This window comes from Massilia pseudoviolaceinigra (assembly GCF_030846505.1).
Classification (GTDB): Bacteria; Pseudomonadota; Gammaproteobacteria; order Burkholderiales; family Burkholderiaceae_D; genus Telluria_A; species Telluria_A violaceinigra.
In genome coordinates this window covers 49,045-65,430 of sequence record NZ_JAVCWL010000041.1, presented here as the reverse complement: position 1 = coordinate 65,430, position 16,386 = coordinate 49,045, and the positions used below count along the sequence as shown (strand labels likewise).

Genomic DNA, 16,386 nt, shown 5'->3' with positions numbered 1-16,386 from the left:
CATCACCCAGGTGCAACTGGCGCGCGGCGTGGCCACTGGCATCGTCATCAATCCGATCGGCCTGGAGCGCCTTGAGCTGGACAAGGATAAGGAAGGCCGCTACCAGTTCTCGTACAACGTGACCGATGACAACGGCCGCGCCAGCGTGTGGCGTGTGCCTGTAGTGGTCACCGACGTGATGGGGGAGACAGAGTTCATGGTAGGGGACTTCGCCCGCGCTGCACGGCTGTACGACCGGCAGCAGGCCACTGTCGAAATCGCTACCCAACATGCGGACTACTTCACCCGCAACCTGCTGGCGATCCTGGCCGAAGAGCGTTTGGCTCTGACCGTCAACCGTCCGGAAGTGCTGATCAAGGGCGTGTTCCTCCCATAACGACACAGCACGGCGTAACTCATGAGTGGCCGGCACGACAAACCATGAGACCTGCAGACGTCATCCTTGCGGCTGATGCAGGACTGGCCCAGCCTCACACGCTGGGCCTTTTTGCGTCTGGCGCCAGGTGCGCAGAGGATCAGACTTGGAATCCACCCCTTGCCAGGGGGAGGCCCGTCGAGACTGGCGGAAGGTCACCCACACAGGACCGCTCCGACCCTCGATGCGCACAACCGCGAATTGAGAATATTTTTCTGGAACGGCACCTGCCGCCAGAATCAGACCCAGAGTGGGGGCATCGAAACTCTGCACGGCCACGCAGAACAGGACCGCGCTCTACCCATTTTTTCACACGGTCAAGATAGAAAAACGGTTTTTGACATAGCCTCAGCGCCCCCAGGGCGGGGCAAAACCTCGGGCACATCGCCCGCACAGGACCGCGCTCTCCCTCGAATTTAACGCTAACCCACAAAACGCCAGGCCCCCGGATCGGGGTTCTCGATCCCCTGGCCGGCAACCAGCAGCGTTGTGCGCGCGCGCGTACGCGAGGGAGAGCGAAAGGGTAGCATTTCAAATGCTGACCCTGGCGGCAAGCAGTGGCCCAAAGTTCAATACATGAGTAGCGCCGTTCCACCGGGGGTAACTTTGGGGGTAACACCTTGCGCATTTTCATAGACGGCATAGGTGCGATTCGGTAGACGCCGCCTCCACCATAGCATCCTAAAAAACCGCCCACTGGGCGGTTTTTTTTCGCTTGCGCTATCGGGCGGCGGGAATCGAAGCCGCGGGACGCGGGGCGTAGTGAGGGTTTCGCCGGGCATGCCCGGCGCTCACGAAGCGACTTGCGCTTGCAAGCGCAAGGCTCTCCGATTCCCTGACTAAAGGGAAATCGCCCCAGCGATTTCTTGCCTTTCTCCTCCACCGGCGTATGCAAAAAAACCGCCCAGCGGGCGGTTTTTTCCTTAGCGCAAGATGGCGCTTGGAATCGAAGCCACGTCGGGCCGGGGGCCGAATCGGGAAGTAATCGAGCATGCCTGGCGCTCGAGGTCGAGCTCGCCACGTAGGACATCCCCGATATGCCGCCACCGCCCGCCGTGCCGTCCTGCGCCTGATCGACGCGCAGCATCTGGATAGGCAGTCGCTTGATCGCCCACAGCAGCGCCGAGATATCGGCCTGGTCTTTGCGCACGGCGATGGGGTCAAGTTGCGCAAGGGTCAATGGTGGGTTGAGAGGCATGGCAGACCACAAAACTACTGGATAGATGCACAGTATATCAAAGGGAGTTCACCGGTGCGCGCTTCGTCTTCGTGTGCGCGCAACATCATCCCACCGCACGTCTCAACCATCCGAATTGACCGCGCGGCGTAGCACAAGTTCGCCGAATTCTTTTGATCCGGAACAGGCTTCGTTTATCTCGTTTAAATAGGATGAAAATCCGTGCTCATTAATGTAATGGTCGGGATGGAGCATAAGGAGATAAATGGAGGATTGATATGAACAGGCAATTGACGTTGAAAATTATTTCCAGGTTGTTTGCATTTAGTCTGGCAAGTGCTGAAGCACTCGCGGGCAGCCCTGTTGAAACCAAAACACTTACCACAACCAAGGCGCAGGTGTCACCAGAACAAAAAGCAATCGATTCGACGATTGCTAAGCTAGCTATTCAGCTGGCTCTACAAAGAAAATATGTGGTCGTGAACGGGAAAACTCTGTCTGTTACAAGGCCGGACGGAACTGTGGGTACGTATCTTTACGACCGCGATGGCCGCGTCCAAGGAATCTCATTTTCTGATGGCCGCGCCATTACTGCTATTTATGACGAAAACGGGAACATCCAATCGATTTTAGAAAATGGTACGGGCCAGAAGATTATTTTTAAGAAAAAGGCGGCAATTTCGAATACAAAAGACAAAGAAATCGCAGCTGCTTTCGCACTTGAGAAAGGGATATCGGTTCTTATCGATCGACAGCATTCCGGCGACGCCGATCCAATTTGCGTGGAGAAAAGTCCGATTCCATGCGTTGTCGAAGCGCCCGGAGGCGGTGGAGGCGGCGGCGGATGGTCTGGTGGTGGGCCTCGTCGCATTCCGTCAGGCGGCGGAAGCGGCGGCGGTGGGGGTGGCGGGAAGGGGCCAATTGGGCCAGCCAAGAGTTGGGAAGAATGGTCTAAGGACCCCGAGAAATGCATAAGGGATTTATGTGTGCCGACCGCTATGCAGATTGATTATCTTTGCACTGTAACAAGGGCTAACAAACCGAGTCTAGAGAAATGCAGGATAGACGCTACATTATTCTATAAAAGATGTGCTGAAAGTTGTTACTCGGGCGATTTTCGATGGTTGGACACATGGGGCCGTGAAGATCCGTGAGCAAAATTACGACCGGGGGAACTAATACCCCTTGGTGCGGTCAAAAACGTTTCCACGAGCAGGGGGTGGGTATGGATCAAGAGTTGCATTTGCAAAAATTGAGAGAGGCGTATATGAGTGCGTGTGATCTAATTGTGAATGGCAAGTATGAACAGGCGTTGGACACGCTAGTTTGGCTTCATGATAATCCGCTTCCAGACATCCTTCCATCTGAAATGTACAGACGGGTGTACGGCTTTATGGCATGGGGAGAATTAGCATATTTATATCATCCAGCTAAACAGAAAATGGAAGAGGTGCTGGCGAAAAAGATCGAGGCCGCTAAATACGAGGTTCCGAGCAAATCGATTAAAGCGGATATTGGCAGACTGAAAGGCATTCTCTCGGAACTGGTCACATCGACCGAGTAATGCCAGCTTGCGCCACGTCAAGGGCGGCAGCGAGATTCGATCCAACCTCGGCCGCTCGCCGTGCAGCCGCCTTGAGCACGGCCAGCTCGGCCTCGCAGCGCCGGTAGTGCGCCAGCAGATCGGCGCTGATCATCTGCATGGGCCACTTGTCCGGGCCGTCGATCCGGTGCATTTCCAGTATCGGCGGCCCGGCTTCGTCGCTCACAGGCACCCCGCGAGGATGCGGCAGAAATCGGAAGCGAGCGCAACGCCATGCGACGATGGCGCAAAATAGCATTGCCGAGTCGTTGAAGATGTTCGCGCGATTACCCAACGATCAGGAGCATGCACGGCATCCACGAAACGACCTGGGCTTGCTGGCGCAGTCGTCCGATACCCCGGCCAAAGGGAAATCGCTCCAAGAAGCAGCCACTGGCGCCTATCCCCCCCGATTCGCGAATCCCCGCGCACGCGACCGTCGCGACCCGGCACATCCCGCGTCGTGCCGGCCCCGACAGTCAGACGACTGTCACCGCACGCCAGTGATTCGCCCAATCAATCGTTATTCGCCACCGGTTCAGCACGACCATCCAAATCCATGTTGACGCTTATGCGACAGCTGTCGCATAATGGTGGCACCCGTCGCACCGAGAGCATTCCATGGCAATCCCCTCAATTTCCGAACTCATCATCCTCAAGGCGCTGTGGCGACAGCAGCCGCTCAGCGCGCGCGAAATCCATCAGCAGATCGAGGACGAACTCGGCTGGTCATACTCGTCGACGCGCAAAACCCTGGAACGCATGCTGGAGAAGGGCTCGGTGCGCCAAGCCACCCTGCACGGCGTGCAAGTATACGAAGCCGCCCTCGAAAAAGTCGGCACCCTGGCAACGTTCGCGCACGACTTCGGTACCCGCGTCATGGAAATGGCCACCCCGTTTCCGGTCAATATGTTCACCGGCAGCAAGCTGGTCGATGACACCGAACTGGCGCAACTGGAACAACTGCTGCAGGACTGGCCGGACAACGATGGCGGCGCCAAATGAATCCGACCGAACTGCTGATGTTCCGGTTTCTGCTGGCCAGCGGCGGCTGCATTGGCGCCGGACTGGCCGTATGGGCCGCGATGGCGCTGTGCCGGCGCGCCCTCCCCGCGGTCGCCTCGCAGCGCTCGGTCTGGCTGCTCGGCCAGATCACGATCGTGGCAGCCTTCCTGGTGATTTTGCTGCCGCACAGCGAACGCCTGCGGCTGGTGCCGCCCATCGAAATCGAGAGCGTGGCGCAAGCGCACGTCGCCACGCCGGACAACAGCCTTGCGGCCAGCAGCGCCGCCAGCGCGCCCAGCCCCCAAAGCGCGGAGACTGCCGGGCCTTCCTGGCTGGCCCTGGGCGCGCAAGCGTGGCTGCTGTGCTACCTGCTCGGCCTTGGCTACGCGATTGTCCGACTGCTGCAAGCGCGGCGCATCCTCAACAGCCTGGTCGCGAGCGGAGGCCACCTGCGCGCCCCGCAACAGCACGACGGCTTTATCGACAAGCTGCCCCTCGCCCCGAGGGTGATCGAAGTCGACGCGCCGATCTCGCCGATGCTGTTCGGCCTCTTCAAGCCCCGCCTGCTGCTGCCCGTACACCTGCGCCGCTTCGAGACGGCCCAACAGCAAATGATGGTGGAACACGAACTGACGCACCTGAGGCGCCATGACCTGCATTGGATCAGCGCCAGCGTCCTGCTGCAAACACTGCTCTGGTTCAACCCCTTCATGCGGCTGCTGCGCGCCAACCTGTCGTGGGCGCTGGAACTGGGCTGCGACCGCGATGTGCTCAGCGGCCGTCCGGCCACGCAGCGCAAAGCCTATGCGGCAGCGCTGGTGGCGCAACTGAAAATGCAGCGTTCGCCGGCAACGAACGCACTGGCCTTCGGCGCCGTCAGCGCGCGTACGCTCGCCGGCAGGATCGCCCTGATCCGCGAGCCGGGCGCCATGTCGCACGGCCGCTGGACACGCCTTGCCGCGTTCGCTGCCCTGGCAAGCGTCCTGATAGGCAGCCTCGCGCTCCAGCCGACACTGGCATGGCGCGGCGATTCCGCATCGCCATCGCCAGAGCCTGCGGCACAAACACCCTCGCCCGCCAGCCCTACCGCATCCACAAACGCCGTCAGCTGCACCGAACTGGCCGACGCCGCCAGCGGCAAGCGCCTGGTCCGTGAAGGCCAGTGCGACGAGCGCATCACGCCGGCGTCGACATTCAATATCGCCGTCAGCCTGATGGGCTACGACAGCGGCATCCTGGAAGACGAACACGCGCCGCGCATGCCATTTCGCAAGGAGTACGTCCACTGGAACCCGGCATGGCGCACGGCGACCGACCCGACCAGCTGGTTCACGCATTCGGTACTGTGGTTCGCGCAGCAAGTCACGTCCCAGCTTGGCGCCGCGCGGTTCCAGGGTTACGTCAACAGCTTCAATTACGGCAACCAGGATGTCTCCGGCGACCCGGACAAGGGCAACGGCCTGGCCCTGTCATGGGTCAGCTCATCGCTGAAAATATCGCCGGCCGAACAGGTGACATTCCTGCGCAAGGTGGTCAACCGCCAGTTGCCGCTGGCGCCCAAGGCGTATGACATGACGTTGCGCATCATGCAGCCGGAGACGCTGGACAACGGCTGGAAAATCCACGGAAAAACAGGCACGGCCTCACCCGTTCTGCCCGATGGGCGGGACGACCCGGCGCACCAGTACGGCTGGTACGTCGGCTGGGCAAGCAAGGGAGAGCGCACGATCGTGTTCGCCCGCATGGCGCTGGAGCGCAGGCAAGAAGGCTTTGCCGGCGGCCGGGTCAAGGAAGCGTTCCTGCGCGACTTGCGAACGCGGCTGGACACGCTGTAAGCGCGCCGCCTCCAAACAAAATCCAGTAATAAAAGAAAACCACGCCACCCCGCTCCTGCAAAAGAGCGGGGGTGGATCGTTGCACCCGTTTGCATCCCTCCATCAAAAAAGGAACATCGTGTTGAACCTCTTTCCAAAATTCGTCAGTTGCATCACCGCCACCCTCGTGGCGTCCTGTTTCGCTCCCCTCAGCAGCCACGCTGCCAACAACGACGCGCACATCCGCGCCATCGTCGACAAAGCCATCGGCCCTATCATGGCCGAATACAAGGTGCCGGGCATGGCGGTGGCCGTGACGGTCGACGGCAAGCCCTATGTCTTCAACTACGGCCTGGCCTCGGTCGAGGACAACACGCCCGTCAGCGAAGCCACCCTGTTCGAACTGGGCTCCATCAGCAAAGTGCTCACTGCAACGCTGGCCTCGTATGCGCAGGTGCTCGGCAAGCTGTCGCTGGACGACCATCCCGGCAAGTACATGCCGGAGCTGAAAGGCAGTCCGATCGACAAGGTGAGCGTGCTCAATCTCGGCACCTACACGGGGGGCGGGTTTCCGCTGCAGTTTCCGGAGGCGGTCACGGAAGCCACGAAGATCGACTATTTCCGGCAATGGAAACCGCAAGCCGCGCCGGGCGCGCAACGCCGCTATTCCAACCCCAGCCTCGGCCTGTTCGGGCATCTCACGGCACTGGCGCTCAAGAGCGATTTTGCCGACGCGATGGAGCAGCAACTGTTCCCCCACCTTGGCCTGAAAAGCAGCTACATCCGCGTGCCCGACAGTGCCATGCCAAATTATGCGTGGGGCTACGACGAGGACAACAAACCGCGCCGCATGAACCTCGGCGTATTCGCCGCGCAAGCGTATGGCGTACGCTCGACAGCGGCCGACATGCTGCGTTTCGTGGAAGCGAACATCGATCCGCAGCGGCTCGATGAGCCAATGCGGCGCGCGGTAAACGGCACCCAGGTCGGCTACTTCAAGGTCGGCGCGATGGTACAAGGGCTCGGGTGGGAGCAGTATCCCTACCCCGTCGCCTTGCAGCGTCTGGAGGCAGGCAACGCGTATACGATGATCATGGAGCCGAATGGGGCAAAGCGGCTCACAGGGCGGCCCGCAGCATCCGACAAGATGCTGTTTAACAAGACCGGTTCGACGGGCGGATTCGGCAACTACGTGGCCTTCGTGCCGGGAAAGAAAATCGGGGTCGTGATCCTGGCAAACAAAAGCTATCCGATTCCGGCACGTATTAAAGCGGGCCATGCGATTCTGAAACAACTCGCGCCATAAACAAGCGCCGGCCGAATGCTGCCGCGACCACGCCCGAACAGGGCGTGGATCACGCCCACGTACGGGGTTGCCGCTGTTCCCAGTACTGCAACACATTCAAGGCGCTGGCGGCGTGGCTGCCCCAATGGATGATGAAGTGCTCGCGCCAGTGAAACACGGCCGCATCGGCATTGCCGCCATCGAGCAGGTTGAGACCGTGCTTCAGATCGCGCCATATGTCCGCCAGATCATCGGCAAGATCGCCGAGCATGGTCTCGCCGCAGGAAACGTCGAGCGGAGCGGTGCTCTCCGAGTAGTAGTTGACCGGAAGCGCGCCAAAGCGCTTGAACATCGCGCTCCACGCCTTGTGCGATACCTTCGCCGCCTCATCGCCCCAATCGCAATCGCGCTGCGGCAAATCCAGTGCCTGCGCATACAAACGCGCCAAATGGCGGCGGGCAACTGCCATCTGGACATCGCCCGGCAGCAAATCACCTTCGGCCCAGCGGCAAAAAGCGCGCACCGATTCCGTGAACGGTGTGATGGTGCCCATCGCGTCCTGATTCATGATGGCAGGCCAGGCTCCACGCTGGCCTGCGCCAGCGCCTCGATGGCAGCGAGCAGCGGCCCGGCCAGCGCCGGGTCGGCCGCCATGTGTGCCTGATCGAATCCCCTGTTGGCCACCGCGATCACCGGCGACGCCGCGTCAATCACACGCCACCCCATGGTCGCAAGGATCTCGGCCAGCGCCGCTTGCGCGTGCACCGCCCGCGCCGAGGTATTGATCAGGGCAACCGGTTTGCTGCTCAACTCGGCGCAGCCCACCAGCCAGTCCAGCATATTTTTAAAGGCACCCGGTACGCCGTGCGCATACTCCGGGCTGGCCACGATGATGCCGTCGGCCGCGCTCAGCAAGGCGCGCAGTTCGCGCGCGGCCGGCGGCGGATCGGCCTCGATATCGGGATTGAAGAAAGGCAGCCTGTCCGTACCCTCGTACAGCACAATCCGCACGCCGGGTGGCGCCAGCGCAATCGCGGCGCGCAACAGCGCGGTATTGGCCGAGTCCCGCCGCAGGCTGCCTGAAAGGGCGATCAACGTCTTCATACGTGGGTGCAATTCATGAATAAACCCCATCGTAACAGAGCGCAAGCGACAAAACCGTGAAACGCATTTCAGCTGGCGGGCGGCTCCGCCAAGCGCCGCCGGCAAGCCGCCAAGCCGCTGTTTCCGTCAACGGCTTTGCCGCATGGGCTTATGAAGACGGACCCCGGTCCGCGGTGGCGGGGTCGATCGACAGCAGCTTCAGCAGGGCCTGGTTAAACGCGGGCAAATCGTCCGGCTTGCGGCTGGTGATGAGGCGGCCGTCGATCACCACTTCCTCATCGCTCCACTCGGCGCCGGCGTTGCGCAGGTCGTTCTGCAGGCTCGGCCAGCTGGTCATGTGTTTTGCCTTGGCGATGCCGGCGTCGATCAGGGTCCAGGGGCCGTGGCAGATGGCGGCAATCGGCTTGTCCTCGGCGCCGAACGCGCGAATGAAATCGATCGAGGCCGTGTCGAGGCGCAAGGCGTCGGGATTGGACACGCCACCCGGCAACAGCAGCGCATCGAAGTCGCGTGGCGAGGCTGCGCCGATGTGCATGTCCACCGCGAAACTGTCGCCCTTGTCCGCATGATTGAAACCCTGCACCCTGTCACCCTTGGCCTTGGGCGAGATCAGCGTCACCGTGGCGCCGTGCTCTTGCAGGAAACTGCGCGGCGAGGTGTACTCGATTTGCTCGACGCCATCGGTCATCAGGACCGCCACGCGTTTGCCCTTGAGGGCCTGGCCATTGTTTTGCTCCATGTGAACTCCTTTGCACTATTAAGTATTCGTCAATATTAAAGGAGGATTGTAGGAGCCATTGCGCCAACGTGTCGCCCGCCTTGCGCGCTACCGTGAAAGCGGGCGCGGCAGACGGTGCGCGCCGCCTCGACCCAGCAGGCTTGTTGTGCATCAAACGAAGCAGGCCGACCGGTAGCATAGTCACTACATCGAATCGCCAGGAGACGGCTGATGTTCACCGGATGCAGCAGGCGGCCCGCCCTGCGCTCACAGCGCGCCGAGCACCCGCAGGCGCGTGCGCAGACGGCTCACCTCGTCGGCCAGGTCGAGCACAAGCGCGGCGATTTCCTCGTTGGCATCGAGATCGCGCTCCAGGCGCAGCAGCCGCCGCGCGCGCTGCAGGTCGGCGCTGCGAAAACGCCATTGCGCACGCGCATCGTCGTCCAGGCCGCGCGCCATGATCTCGTCGGCGCCAAGCAAGCCGTCACCCACGTGCCGCACCACCCAGTCGGGCTCGACGCCACAGGCGCGCGCCAGCTCGTGCAGGTCGAGCGCCACGTCGTCGAGCAGCACTCCCACGATATCGATGTCGGCCATGGCCTATGCCCCCGCCTGCGCGCGCGGATTGAAGGCCAGCTCGCGTGCCATTGCGCGGTACAGCTCGCGTGCCTTGTCGGTATTTGCCGGCGGCAGGACGACCTCGAGAATGAGATACAGGTCGCCCGCCGGAGTGCCCGGAATGCCGCGACCCTTGAGGCGCAGCTTGCGCCCCGTTTGCGAGCCGGGCGGCACGGCCACCTCGACCTGTCCGGACGGGGTGGGCACGCCGATGCTGGCGCCGAGCGCGGCTTCCCACGGGGTGACCGGCACGCTGGCGTACACATGGCGCCCTTCGACCCGGTAGCGCGGGTCGGGATGAAACTGGATTTCAAGGAACAGGTCGCCCGGACCGGCGCCGCCGCTGCCGGGATGGCCCTGGCCCGCCAGGCGCAATTGCTGGCCGGGCAGCACGCCCTTGGGAATCTTGACATTGACGACGCGCTCGCGCGTCACCACCCGGCCTTGCGCGTCGTGCTCGGGCACGCGCAGCGTCACGGCGCGGGTCGAGCCGTGGTATGCATCGGACAGGTCGATGGTGATGGCCGCGTGAATATCGTCGCCGCGCATCTGGAAGCTTTGCCCGCCGGGGCGGGCGCGGCGGCCGACATGGGCAAACAGATCGGAAAAGAAGTCGTTCGAGCCGGCCGCGCCGCCATCGAAGCCCGAACCCCAGTCGGGCGGCGGCTGAAATGGCTCCCCCGCACGCCGGGTGCGGCCCAGCGCATCGTAGGCGGCGCGCTTGTCGGCGTCGCCCAGCACGCCGTACGCCTCGTTCACTTCCTTGGTCTTGTGGTCGGCGTCGGGCGCCTTGCTCACGTCCGGATGGTATTTACGCACCAGCTTGCGGTACGCCTTTTTGACGTCCTCCGCGGAAGCGCCTTTGTCGATGCCGAGGGTCTTGTAATAGTCCTTGTATTCCACGAATGGCGCTCCAGGATCGGTTTTAATCATCCTACAACGCGGCCGGCGGACGCAGCGCACGCTTGCCAGCCCTATTTTTGAAGGAGAAACGCCATGAACGGGTGGGTGAAAGGGATCGGCCTTGCCATGCTGGCGCTGGGCTTGGCGGCTGCAGTGACGGTGCTCGCCGGCCTCTGGCTCGGCGAGCGCAAGATGGCGCGCAGGATCGCGGTCAAGGTGGCCGACATTACCCTGCCCGAGGACGCGGCCAGCATCGCGCACGGACGCTACCTGTTCAACACGCGCGGCTGCGCTACCTGCCACGGGCGCGATGGCAGCGGCGCCGCCGTCATCGATTACGGAACGACGCGCATCGTCTCGCCCAACATCACGGCCGGCGCCAACAGCGCCATCACGCGCTACCGCACGCCCGACTGGGTACACACCCTGCGCCATGGCGTCAAGCCCGATGGGCGGCCGCTGCTGATCATGCCGAGCGAGGACTACAGCCTGCTCGGCGACGCCGACATGGGCGCCATCATCGCCTACGCGCGCCAGCTGGCGCCCGTGTCCGGGCAGGCGGCAGATGTGCGCCTGCCGGTGGCGGTAAAGGTCATGTACGCCTTCGGCGCGGTGCGCGACGCCGCCGAAACCATCGACCATGCGGCGGCGCCGGCGCCGGCGCCCGTGCCGGCCGTGACGATCGAACACGGGGCCTACGTTGCGTACAGCTGCATCGGCTGCCACGGCGAGAATCTGACGGGCGGGCGCATTCCCGGCACGCCGTCGACCTGGCCCGCCCCGGCCAACCTGACGCCTGGCTATGACAGCGCCATGACCCGCTACCGCACGCCCGACAGTTTTATCGCGATGCTGCGCAGCGGGCGCCGGCCCGACGGCAGCACCATCAGTCCTGTAATGCCGTTCGCGGCGCTGGGCGAGATGAACGAGGTCGACATGCGCGCCCTGCATGCTTACCTTCAAAGCCTGCCGCCGCGCGCCGGCGGACAGCGCTGAGCGCGTTCTTAGCGGATGCGGCGCACCGATGAAATCAGGTTGCCCATCGGCCCCAGACGCTCGTAACGGCCGGGGCCGAAAGTCACGCAGCGTCCGCCGAAATCGGCATGCTTGCAGAACTCCCACTCGCCCCGATGCACGATGAGCGCGTCGGCGCGGTCGTTAAAACCGAAGTCGGTCAGGTCGCGCGTGTCTTCGCGCAGCACCAGGCGCTCGCCGGAAAAGCCGATGGATGAAAACAGCTCCACATCGCCATCGCGCTGCCCGCCCCCAGCCCCTCCCCCGCCCTCGGCATCGACCATGCGCGCCGACGAGACGTGCCCGCGCAATCCGCGTCCCAGGTCCTCGTAACGGCCCGGCGCGAAGATGCGGCAGGTGCCGCGGTAGCCCGCGTCGCTGCACAACTGCCAGGTGCCTTCCATGATCTGGGCGCTGCGCGCGCTGTCGTTGAAACCGATCTCGGCGAAATCGTCGGCATCGCGCCGCAGGCGCTTGGCATCACCTTCCAGGCCACGGTCGGCGAACAGCGAGATCATGCCGCGCCGGCCGCCATGATGGCGCCCGCCGCCATGCCCGCGCTCCGGCATGATTTCGCGCACCGATGAAATGCGGTCGTTGAAGCGCTCCAGCGTCGGATACTCGCCCTGCTCGAAGACCACGCAGCGGCCCTCGAAGCCGACGTGCTCGCACACCTCCCAGCGCCCGGAACGCACGATCATGCTCGACGCCCGATCATTGAATCCGCTTTCGACCAGGTTGGACGTGGGGGCGCGCAGGGTCATCTCGCGGCCGTCGAAACCATCGCGCGAGAACAGGGTCAGTTCACCGGCACTGGCGACGGCATGAGAAAAGATGGTGGCGCCGAGCAGCAGCGCGATTTTAAAGGGAGACTTCAGCATGGGGCGATCCTTGATGTGCAATGACCGATTGTGACGACCGCGCGGCCGCAGCGCCAGAGGGCAAGCGGTGAGATGTGTAACAAGTCTTTACGCGCACCCCGGCAAACCCGCGCCCCACCCTGCCCGCCATTAGCCGGTAAAATCCCTGTTTGCTCCTACCGTGTCCATCATGTCCGCCATTCTCGCCAAGCCCACGCCCGTCCGCACCGAAGTCGCCGCCCTGTGGCGCCTGTCCTGGCCCATGCTGGTCGGGCAGCTGGCCACCGTCGGCATGGGCGTGGCCGATGTGGCGATGACGGGCCACGTCAGCGCCAGCGAACTGGCCGCCGTCTCGCTCGGCGCGTCGGTCTGGTCGATCATCCTGGTGACCGTGATGGGTACCATGATGGCGATTAACACCGTGGTCGCGCACGATATCGGCGCCGCGCAGTACGGCCGCATTCCGCACGTGGTGCGCCAGTCGCTCTGGAAAGGCGTGGGCGTGGGCCTGGTGGCCTGCCTGGTGGCCAATCTGTCGACCCTCGTGTTCGACCACATCGGCCTCACGCCCGACGTTGCCGCCAACGCCGCCATGTTCGTGCATGCGATCAGCATCGGCATGCCGGCCTTTGCCTGCTACCGCGCGCTGTACGGCTACACCACCAGCATCAATGAGACCAAGCCTGTGATGGTGATCGCCGTCCTCGGGCTGCTGTTCAACGTCTTCGTCAACTGGCTGCTGGTGTTCGGGAACTGGGGCATGCCCAAGCTGGGCGGGGTCGGCTGCGCGGTGGCCACCGGTGTGTGCATGTGGCTCATGCTGGGCGCCATGCTGGCATGGATCCGCATCGCCCCGGCCTACCGCCAGACCTACCCGTTCACGCACTGGGAATGGCCCAACTGGCCCGAGATTGGCGCCATGCTGCGCCTTGGCCTGCCGATCGGCGTGACCTACCTGGCCGAAGTGAGCGCTTTCGGGGCGGTCAGCCTGATGATCGCCCGCTTCGGCGTGGTGCAGGTGTCGGCCAGCCAGATCGCCCTCAATTTCTCGTCGCTGGTATTCATGGTGCCGCTCAGCTTCGGCATCGGCCTCATTACCCGCGTCGGCCATGCGCTGGGCGAAGGCGACGCGGTGCGCGCGCGTTTCGTGGCCTGGGTGGGCGTGGGCATGTCGCTCGCCTTTGCGCTCATCTCGGCCGCGCTGATCGCCGTGTTCCGCTGGGAGATCGCGCGCGCCTACACATCCGATCCGGCGGTGCAGGAACTGTGCGCGCACCTGCTGCTGTTCGCGGCGCTGTTCCAGCTGTCCGACGCCACCCAGGTTGCCACCTCGAGCGCGATCCGCGGCTACAAGGTCACGCGCCAGCCGATGCAGATCCAGCTGCTAGCGTTCTGGGGTTTTGCCATGCCGGTCGGGTATGTACTGGGCCTGGCGCCGTCCTGGTTCGCCTGGTCGCCGGCGGTGCCGATGGCCGCCGCCGGCTTCTGGATCGGGCTGGTACTGGGCCTGACCGTGGCCGCGGTGCTGCTGACGTGGTCCTTGCACCACCTCTCGCGCACGCGCGCAAAGGCGTGACGCGGGGCGCCGGCGAGGGGTGCCCACGCGTGCGGAACTCTGGTATCGTCCTGAGTTCTCCACATCCACCTCACCCGAGACATCCATGCGATTTCTTCTCTGCTTTCTCGCCGCATTGTCCAGCGTTCCCGCATCCGCCGAACGCCTGACACTGGACCGTATCCACGCCGACCCGGCGCTGGCGGGACCGGGCGTGCGCAACCTGCGCGTGTCGCCCGACGGCGCCCGTGTCACCTACCTGCGCGGCCGCCAGGACAACCAGTTCCAGCTCGATCTGTGGGAATTCAACATGAAGGACAAGACCTCGAAGCGCCTGGTCGACTCCAAACTGCTAGTTCCGAACGAGACCGTCTCGCCCGAAGAACAGGCCAGGCGCGAGCGCGCGCGCACCGCCAGCCTGACCGGCATCCTTAATTACAGCTGGTCGCCGGACGGCAAGCAACTGCTGGTGCCGATCGCGGGCGACCTGTATCTGGTCGACGCGGCCAAGCCGCAGGCGGCACGCAAGGTCGCCTCGGGCAATGTGGCCGATCCCAAGATTTCGCCCAAGGGCCGCTACGTCTCTTTTGTCCGCAAGCAGAACCTGTACGTGATCGACCTGGTCTCGGGCGCCGAGAAGCAGCTCACCACCGACGGCGCGGGCACCATCTTCAACGGCGAAGCCGAATTCGTGGCGCAGGAAGAAATGGGCCAGCGCACCGGCTACTACTGGGCACCGGACGATTCGGCCATCGCCTACAAGCGCTACGACGAGTCGCCGGTGCCGGTCGTGCGCCGCTTCGAGATTTTCGCCGACCGCACCGACGTCGTCGAGCAGCGCTACCCGGCAGCGGGCGACGCCAACGTGCTGGTCGACCTGATGATCGTCTCGCCCACCACCGGCGCGCAGCGCAAGGTCGACCTGGGTCCGAACCGCGACATCTACCTGGTGCGCGCCGACTGGAGCGCCAACAGCAAACAGCTGGTGTACCAGCTGCAGTCGCGCGACCAGAAGCGCCTCGACCTGATTTCGGTCGATGCCGCCACCCTGGCGCAGCGCACCCTGCTCACCGAAACCTCGACAACCTGGGTCAGTATCCACGACGACCTGCGTTTCCTGTCCAAGCGCAATGCCTTCCTGTGGGCGTCCGAGCGCAGCGGACGCAATCACCTGTACCTGTACGACCTCGATGGCAAACTGCTGCATCCGGTGTCGAGCGGCGAATGGGGCATCGACAACGTGCTGGCGGTCGACGAAAAAGCGGGCCGCGTGTACGTATCGTCGAACCGCGACGCGGTGATCGACAAGCAGACCTACGCGCTGGCGCTCGATGGCAGCGGCGCCGACAAGCCGGTGCGCATCACCAAGGGCGACGGCTGGCACGAAGCGGCGTTCTCGCGCAACGGCGAAGTGTTCGTCGATACCTTCTCCGACCCATCGACCCCGCCGCAGATTTCGATCCGCCGCCCGGACGGTTCGATGGTCGGCTGGTTAGAGAAGAACGAGCTCAATGCGGAGCACCCGTACGCCAAGTACAAGGCCGACCATTTGGCCACCGAGTACGGCACCATCAAGGCCAACGATGGCCAGACCTTGCACTACTCGCTGATCAAGCCCTCGGACTTCAGCACCGCGAAAAAGTATCCGGTGTACCTGTCGACCTACGGCGGGCCGCACGCGCAGCACGTCTCGCGCAAATGGGGCAACTACTTCGACCAGTACATGGCGCAGCAGGGCTTCGTGGTATTCCGCCTCGATAACCGCGGCTCGTACCGGCGCGAGCGTGCCTTCACCGACGCGATCTACAATGGGCTGGGCAAGCACGAAGTCCAAGACCAGCTGACCGGCATCGACTGGCTGGGCAAGCAGAGTTTCGTGGACGCCAAGCGGATCGGCGTGTTCGGCTGGAGCTATGGTGGCTACATGACCTTGCGCCTGCTGGGGGCAGCGTCGGACAAGATCGCGATGGGCGTCTCGGTCGCGCCGGTGACCGACTGGGCGCTGTACGACACCCACTACACCGAGCGTTATGTGGGCGGCACGCCGAAGGGCCAGCCGGACGCGTACAAGACCAGCGGCGTGTTCGCGCACCTGGACGGGCTCAAGTCGCCGCTGCTGCTGGTGCACGGCATGGCCGACGATAACGTCCTGTTCACCAACACCACGCGCCTGATCGATGGCCTGGTGAATCGCAACGTGCGTTTCGACCTGATGACCTACCCGGGCGCCAAGCACGGGATCTCATCGCGGCCGGGGCAGCGCCACGTGTACGGCACGATCGAAGCGTTCTTCAAGAAGAACCTGGCCGACGCGCCGAAGTAATCAGCGCAAAGCG

General features: G+C 63.5%; 16 protein-coding genes. 9 read left to right on the top strand and 7 right to left on the bottom strand.

Annotated features, from left to right (window positions below; genetic code table 11):
• The 3 genes from RBA40_RS29400 to RBA40_RS29390 form a co-directional block, all read left to right on the top strand.
• A partial coding sequence (locus tag RBA40_RS29400) for a phage major capsid protein (RefSeq protein WP_306646779.1) occupies nucleotides 1-376 on the top strand: 376 nt, incomplete at its 5' end.
• 1,494 nt (nucleotides 377-1,870) lie between these two features.
• Nucleotides 1,871-2,746, top strand: a complete 876-nt coding sequence (locus RBA40_RS29395) for an RHS repeat domain-containing protein (protein ID WP_306652104.1) — start codon at nucleotides 1,871-1,873, stop codon at nucleotides 2,744-2,746.
• Nucleotides 2,743-3,156: a hypothetical protein gene (locus tag RBA40_RS29390; RefSeq protein ID WP_306652103.1), complete on the top strand. Its 414-nt coding sequence runs from the start codon at nucleotides 2,743-2,745 to the stop codon at nucleotides 3,154-3,156. Before RBA40_RS29395 ends, RBA40_RS29390 begins: the two co-directional genes overlap by 4 nt.
• On the opposite strand, the gene RBA40_RS29385 is transcribed toward RBA40_RS29390, so the two are convergent.
• Complete coding sequence (locus RBA40_RS29385) at nucleotides 3,140-3,361, bottom strand: hypothetical protein (protein WP_306652102.1); 222 nt, start codon at nucleotides 3,359-3,361, stop codon at nucleotides 3,140-3,142. The genes RBA40_RS29390 and RBA40_RS29385 overlap by 17 nt on opposite strands.
• Nucleotides 3,362-3,795: 434 nt before the next feature.
• Between RBA40_RS29385 and RBA40_RS29380 the strand changes: the two genes are divergently transcribed.
• The 3 genes from RBA40_RS29380 (at nucleotide 3,796) to ampC (ending at nucleotide 7,299) form a co-directional block, all read left to right on the top strand.
• Nucleotides 3,796-4,179 carry a BlaI/MecI/CopY family transcriptional regulator gene (locus RBA40_RS29380; RefSeq protein WP_099874799.1) on the top strand — a complete coding sequence of 128 codons (384 nt, stop codon included), beginning with the start codon at nucleotides 3,796-3,798 and terminating at the stop codon, nucleotides 4,177-4,179.
• Nucleotides 4,176-6,014, top strand: a complete 1,839-nt coding sequence (blaOXA, locus tag RBA40_RS29375; protein ID WP_306652101.1) for a class D beta-lactamase — start codon at nucleotides 4,176-4,178, stop codon at nucleotides 6,012-6,014. The genes RBA40_RS29380 and blaOXA overlap by 4 nt, the downstream gene beginning before the upstream one ends.
• 151 nt (nucleotides 6,015-6,165) lie before the next feature.
• The gene (gene ampC / locus RBA40_RS29370; protein WP_374710562.1) at nucleotides 6,166-7,299 is read left to right on the top strand and encodes a class C beta-lactamase; all 1,134 of its coding nucleotides are present in this window, start codon (nucleotides 6,166-6,168) and stop codon (nucleotides 7,297-7,299) included.
• Between the two features lie 49 nt (nucleotides 7,300-7,348).
• Here the strand turns inward: ampC and RBA40_RS29365 are convergent, their stop codons facing one another.
• The 5 genes from RBA40_RS29365 to RBA40_RS29345 all read right to left on the bottom strand — a co-directional run bounded on the left by RBA40_RS29365 (nucleotide 7,349) and on the right by RBA40_RS29345 (nucleotide 10,621).
• The gene (locus RBA40_RS29365) at nucleotides 7,349-7,846 is read right to left on the bottom strand and encodes a DUF5063 domain-containing protein (protein WP_306652098.1); all 498 of its coding nucleotides are present in this window, start codon (nucleotides 7,844-7,846) and stop codon (nucleotides 7,349-7,351) included.
• Entirely contained in the window at nucleotides 7,843-8,382 is a 540-nt protein-coding gene (locus tag RBA40_RS29360) for an NADPH-dependent FMN reductase (RefSeq protein ID WP_306652097.1), read from the bottom strand. Before RBA40_RS29360 ends, RBA40_RS29365 begins: the two co-directional genes overlap by 4 nt.
• A 148-nt stretch (nucleotides 8,383-8,530) precedes the next feature.
• The gene (locus RBA40_RS29355; RefSeq protein ID WP_306652095.1) at nucleotides 8,531-9,121 is read right to left on the bottom strand and encodes a type 1 glutamine amidotransferase domain-containing protein; all 591 of its coding nucleotides are present in this window, start codon (nucleotides 9,119-9,121) and stop codon (nucleotides 8,531-8,533) included.
• 246 nt (nucleotides 9,122-9,367) lie between these two features.
• Entirely contained in the window at nucleotides 9,368-9,697 is a 330-nt protein-coding gene (locus RBA40_RS29350; protein WP_306652093.1) for a chaperone modulator CbpM, read from the bottom strand.
• Nucleotides 9,698-9,700: 3 nt separating this feature from the next.
• Entirely contained in the window at nucleotides 9,701-10,621 is a 921-nt protein-coding gene (locus RBA40_RS29345) for a DnaJ C-terminal domain-containing protein (RefSeq protein ID WP_306652091.1), read from the bottom strand.
• Between the two features lie 93 nt (nucleotides 10,622-10,714).
• On the opposite strand from RBA40_RS29345, the gene RBA40_RS29340 reads away from it, so the two are divergent.
• Nucleotides 10,715-11,617 carry a c-type cytochrome gene (locus tag RBA40_RS29340; RefSeq protein ID WP_306652089.1) on the top strand — a complete coding sequence of 301 codons (903 nt, stop codon included), beginning with the start codon at nucleotides 10,715-10,717 and terminating at the stop codon, nucleotides 11,615-11,617.
• Nucleotides 11,618-11,625: 8 nt separating this feature from the next.
• On the opposite strand, the gene RBA40_RS29335 is transcribed toward RBA40_RS29340, so the two are convergent.
• Nucleotides 11,626-12,516, bottom strand: coding sequence for a beta/gamma crystallin family protein (locus RBA40_RS29335; RefSeq protein ID WP_306652088.1), 891 nt, complete (start codon nucleotides 12,514-12,516; stop codon nucleotides 11,626-11,628).
• 169 nt (nucleotides 12,517-12,685) lie between these two features.
• Here RBA40_RS29335 and RBA40_RS29330 point away from each other — a divergent pair, with 169 nt between their 5' ends.
• Nucleotides 12,686-14,071: an MATE family efflux transporter gene (locus RBA40_RS29330; protein ID WP_306652087.1), complete on the top strand. Its 1,386-nt coding sequence runs from the start codon at nucleotides 12,686-12,688 to the stop codon at nucleotides 14,069-14,071.
• Nucleotides 14,072-14,156: 85 nt separating this feature from the next.
• A complete protein-coding gene (locus tag RBA40_RS29325) occupies nucleotides 14,157-16,373 on the top strand; it encodes a S9 family peptidase (RefSeq protein WP_306652085.1) in 2,217 nt (738 codons plus the stop codon).
• Nucleotides 16,374-16,386 lie beyond the last annotated feature (13 nt).

Bases quoted from the DNA above. Each gene is read 5' to 3' on its own strand.
- RBA40_RS29395 (WP_306652104.1), top strand. From the start codon at position 1,871: ATGAACAGGCAATTGACGTTGAAAATTATTTCCAGGTTGTTTGCATTT.
- RBA40_RS29380 (WP_099874799.1), top strand. From the start codon at position 3,796: ATGGCAATCCCCTCAATTTCCGAACTCATCATCCTCAAGGCGCTGTGG.
- blaOXA (WP_306652101.1), top strand. From the start codon at position 4,176: ATGAATCCGACCGAACTGCTGATGTTCCGGTTTCTGCTGGCCAGCGGC.
- RBA40_RS29365 (WP_306652098.1), bottom strand. From the start codon at position 7,846: ATGAATCAGGACGCGATGGGCACCATCACACCGTTCACGGAATCGGTG.
- RBA40_RS29360 (WP_306652097.1), bottom strand. From the start codon at position 8,382: ATGAAGACGTTGATCGCCCTTTCAGGCAGCCTGCGGCGGGACTCGGCC.
- RBA40_RS29355 (WP_306652095.1), bottom strand. From the start codon at position 9,121: ATGGAGCAAAACAATGGCCAGGCCCTCAAGGGCAAACGCGTGGCGGTC.
- RBA40_RS29350 (WP_306652093.1), bottom strand. From the start codon at position 9,697: ATGGCCGACATCGATATCGTGGGAGTGCTGCTCGACGACGTGGCGCTC.
- RBA40_RS29340 (WP_306652089.1), top strand. From the start codon at position 10,715: ATGAACGGGTGGGTGAAAGGGATCGGCCTTGCCATGCTGGCGCTGGGC.
- RBA40_RS29335 (WP_306652088.1), bottom strand. From the start codon at position 12,516: ATGCTGAAGTCTCCCTTTAAAATCGCGCTGCTGCTCGGCGCCACCATC.
- RBA40_RS29330 (WP_306652087.1), top strand. From the start codon at position 12,686: ATGTCCGCCATTCTCGCCAAGCCCACGCCCGTCCGCACCGAAGTCGCC.
- RBA40_RS29325 (WP_306652085.1), top strand. From the start codon at position 14,157: ATGCGATTTCTTCTCTGCTTTCTCGCCGCATTGTCCAGCGTTCCCGCA.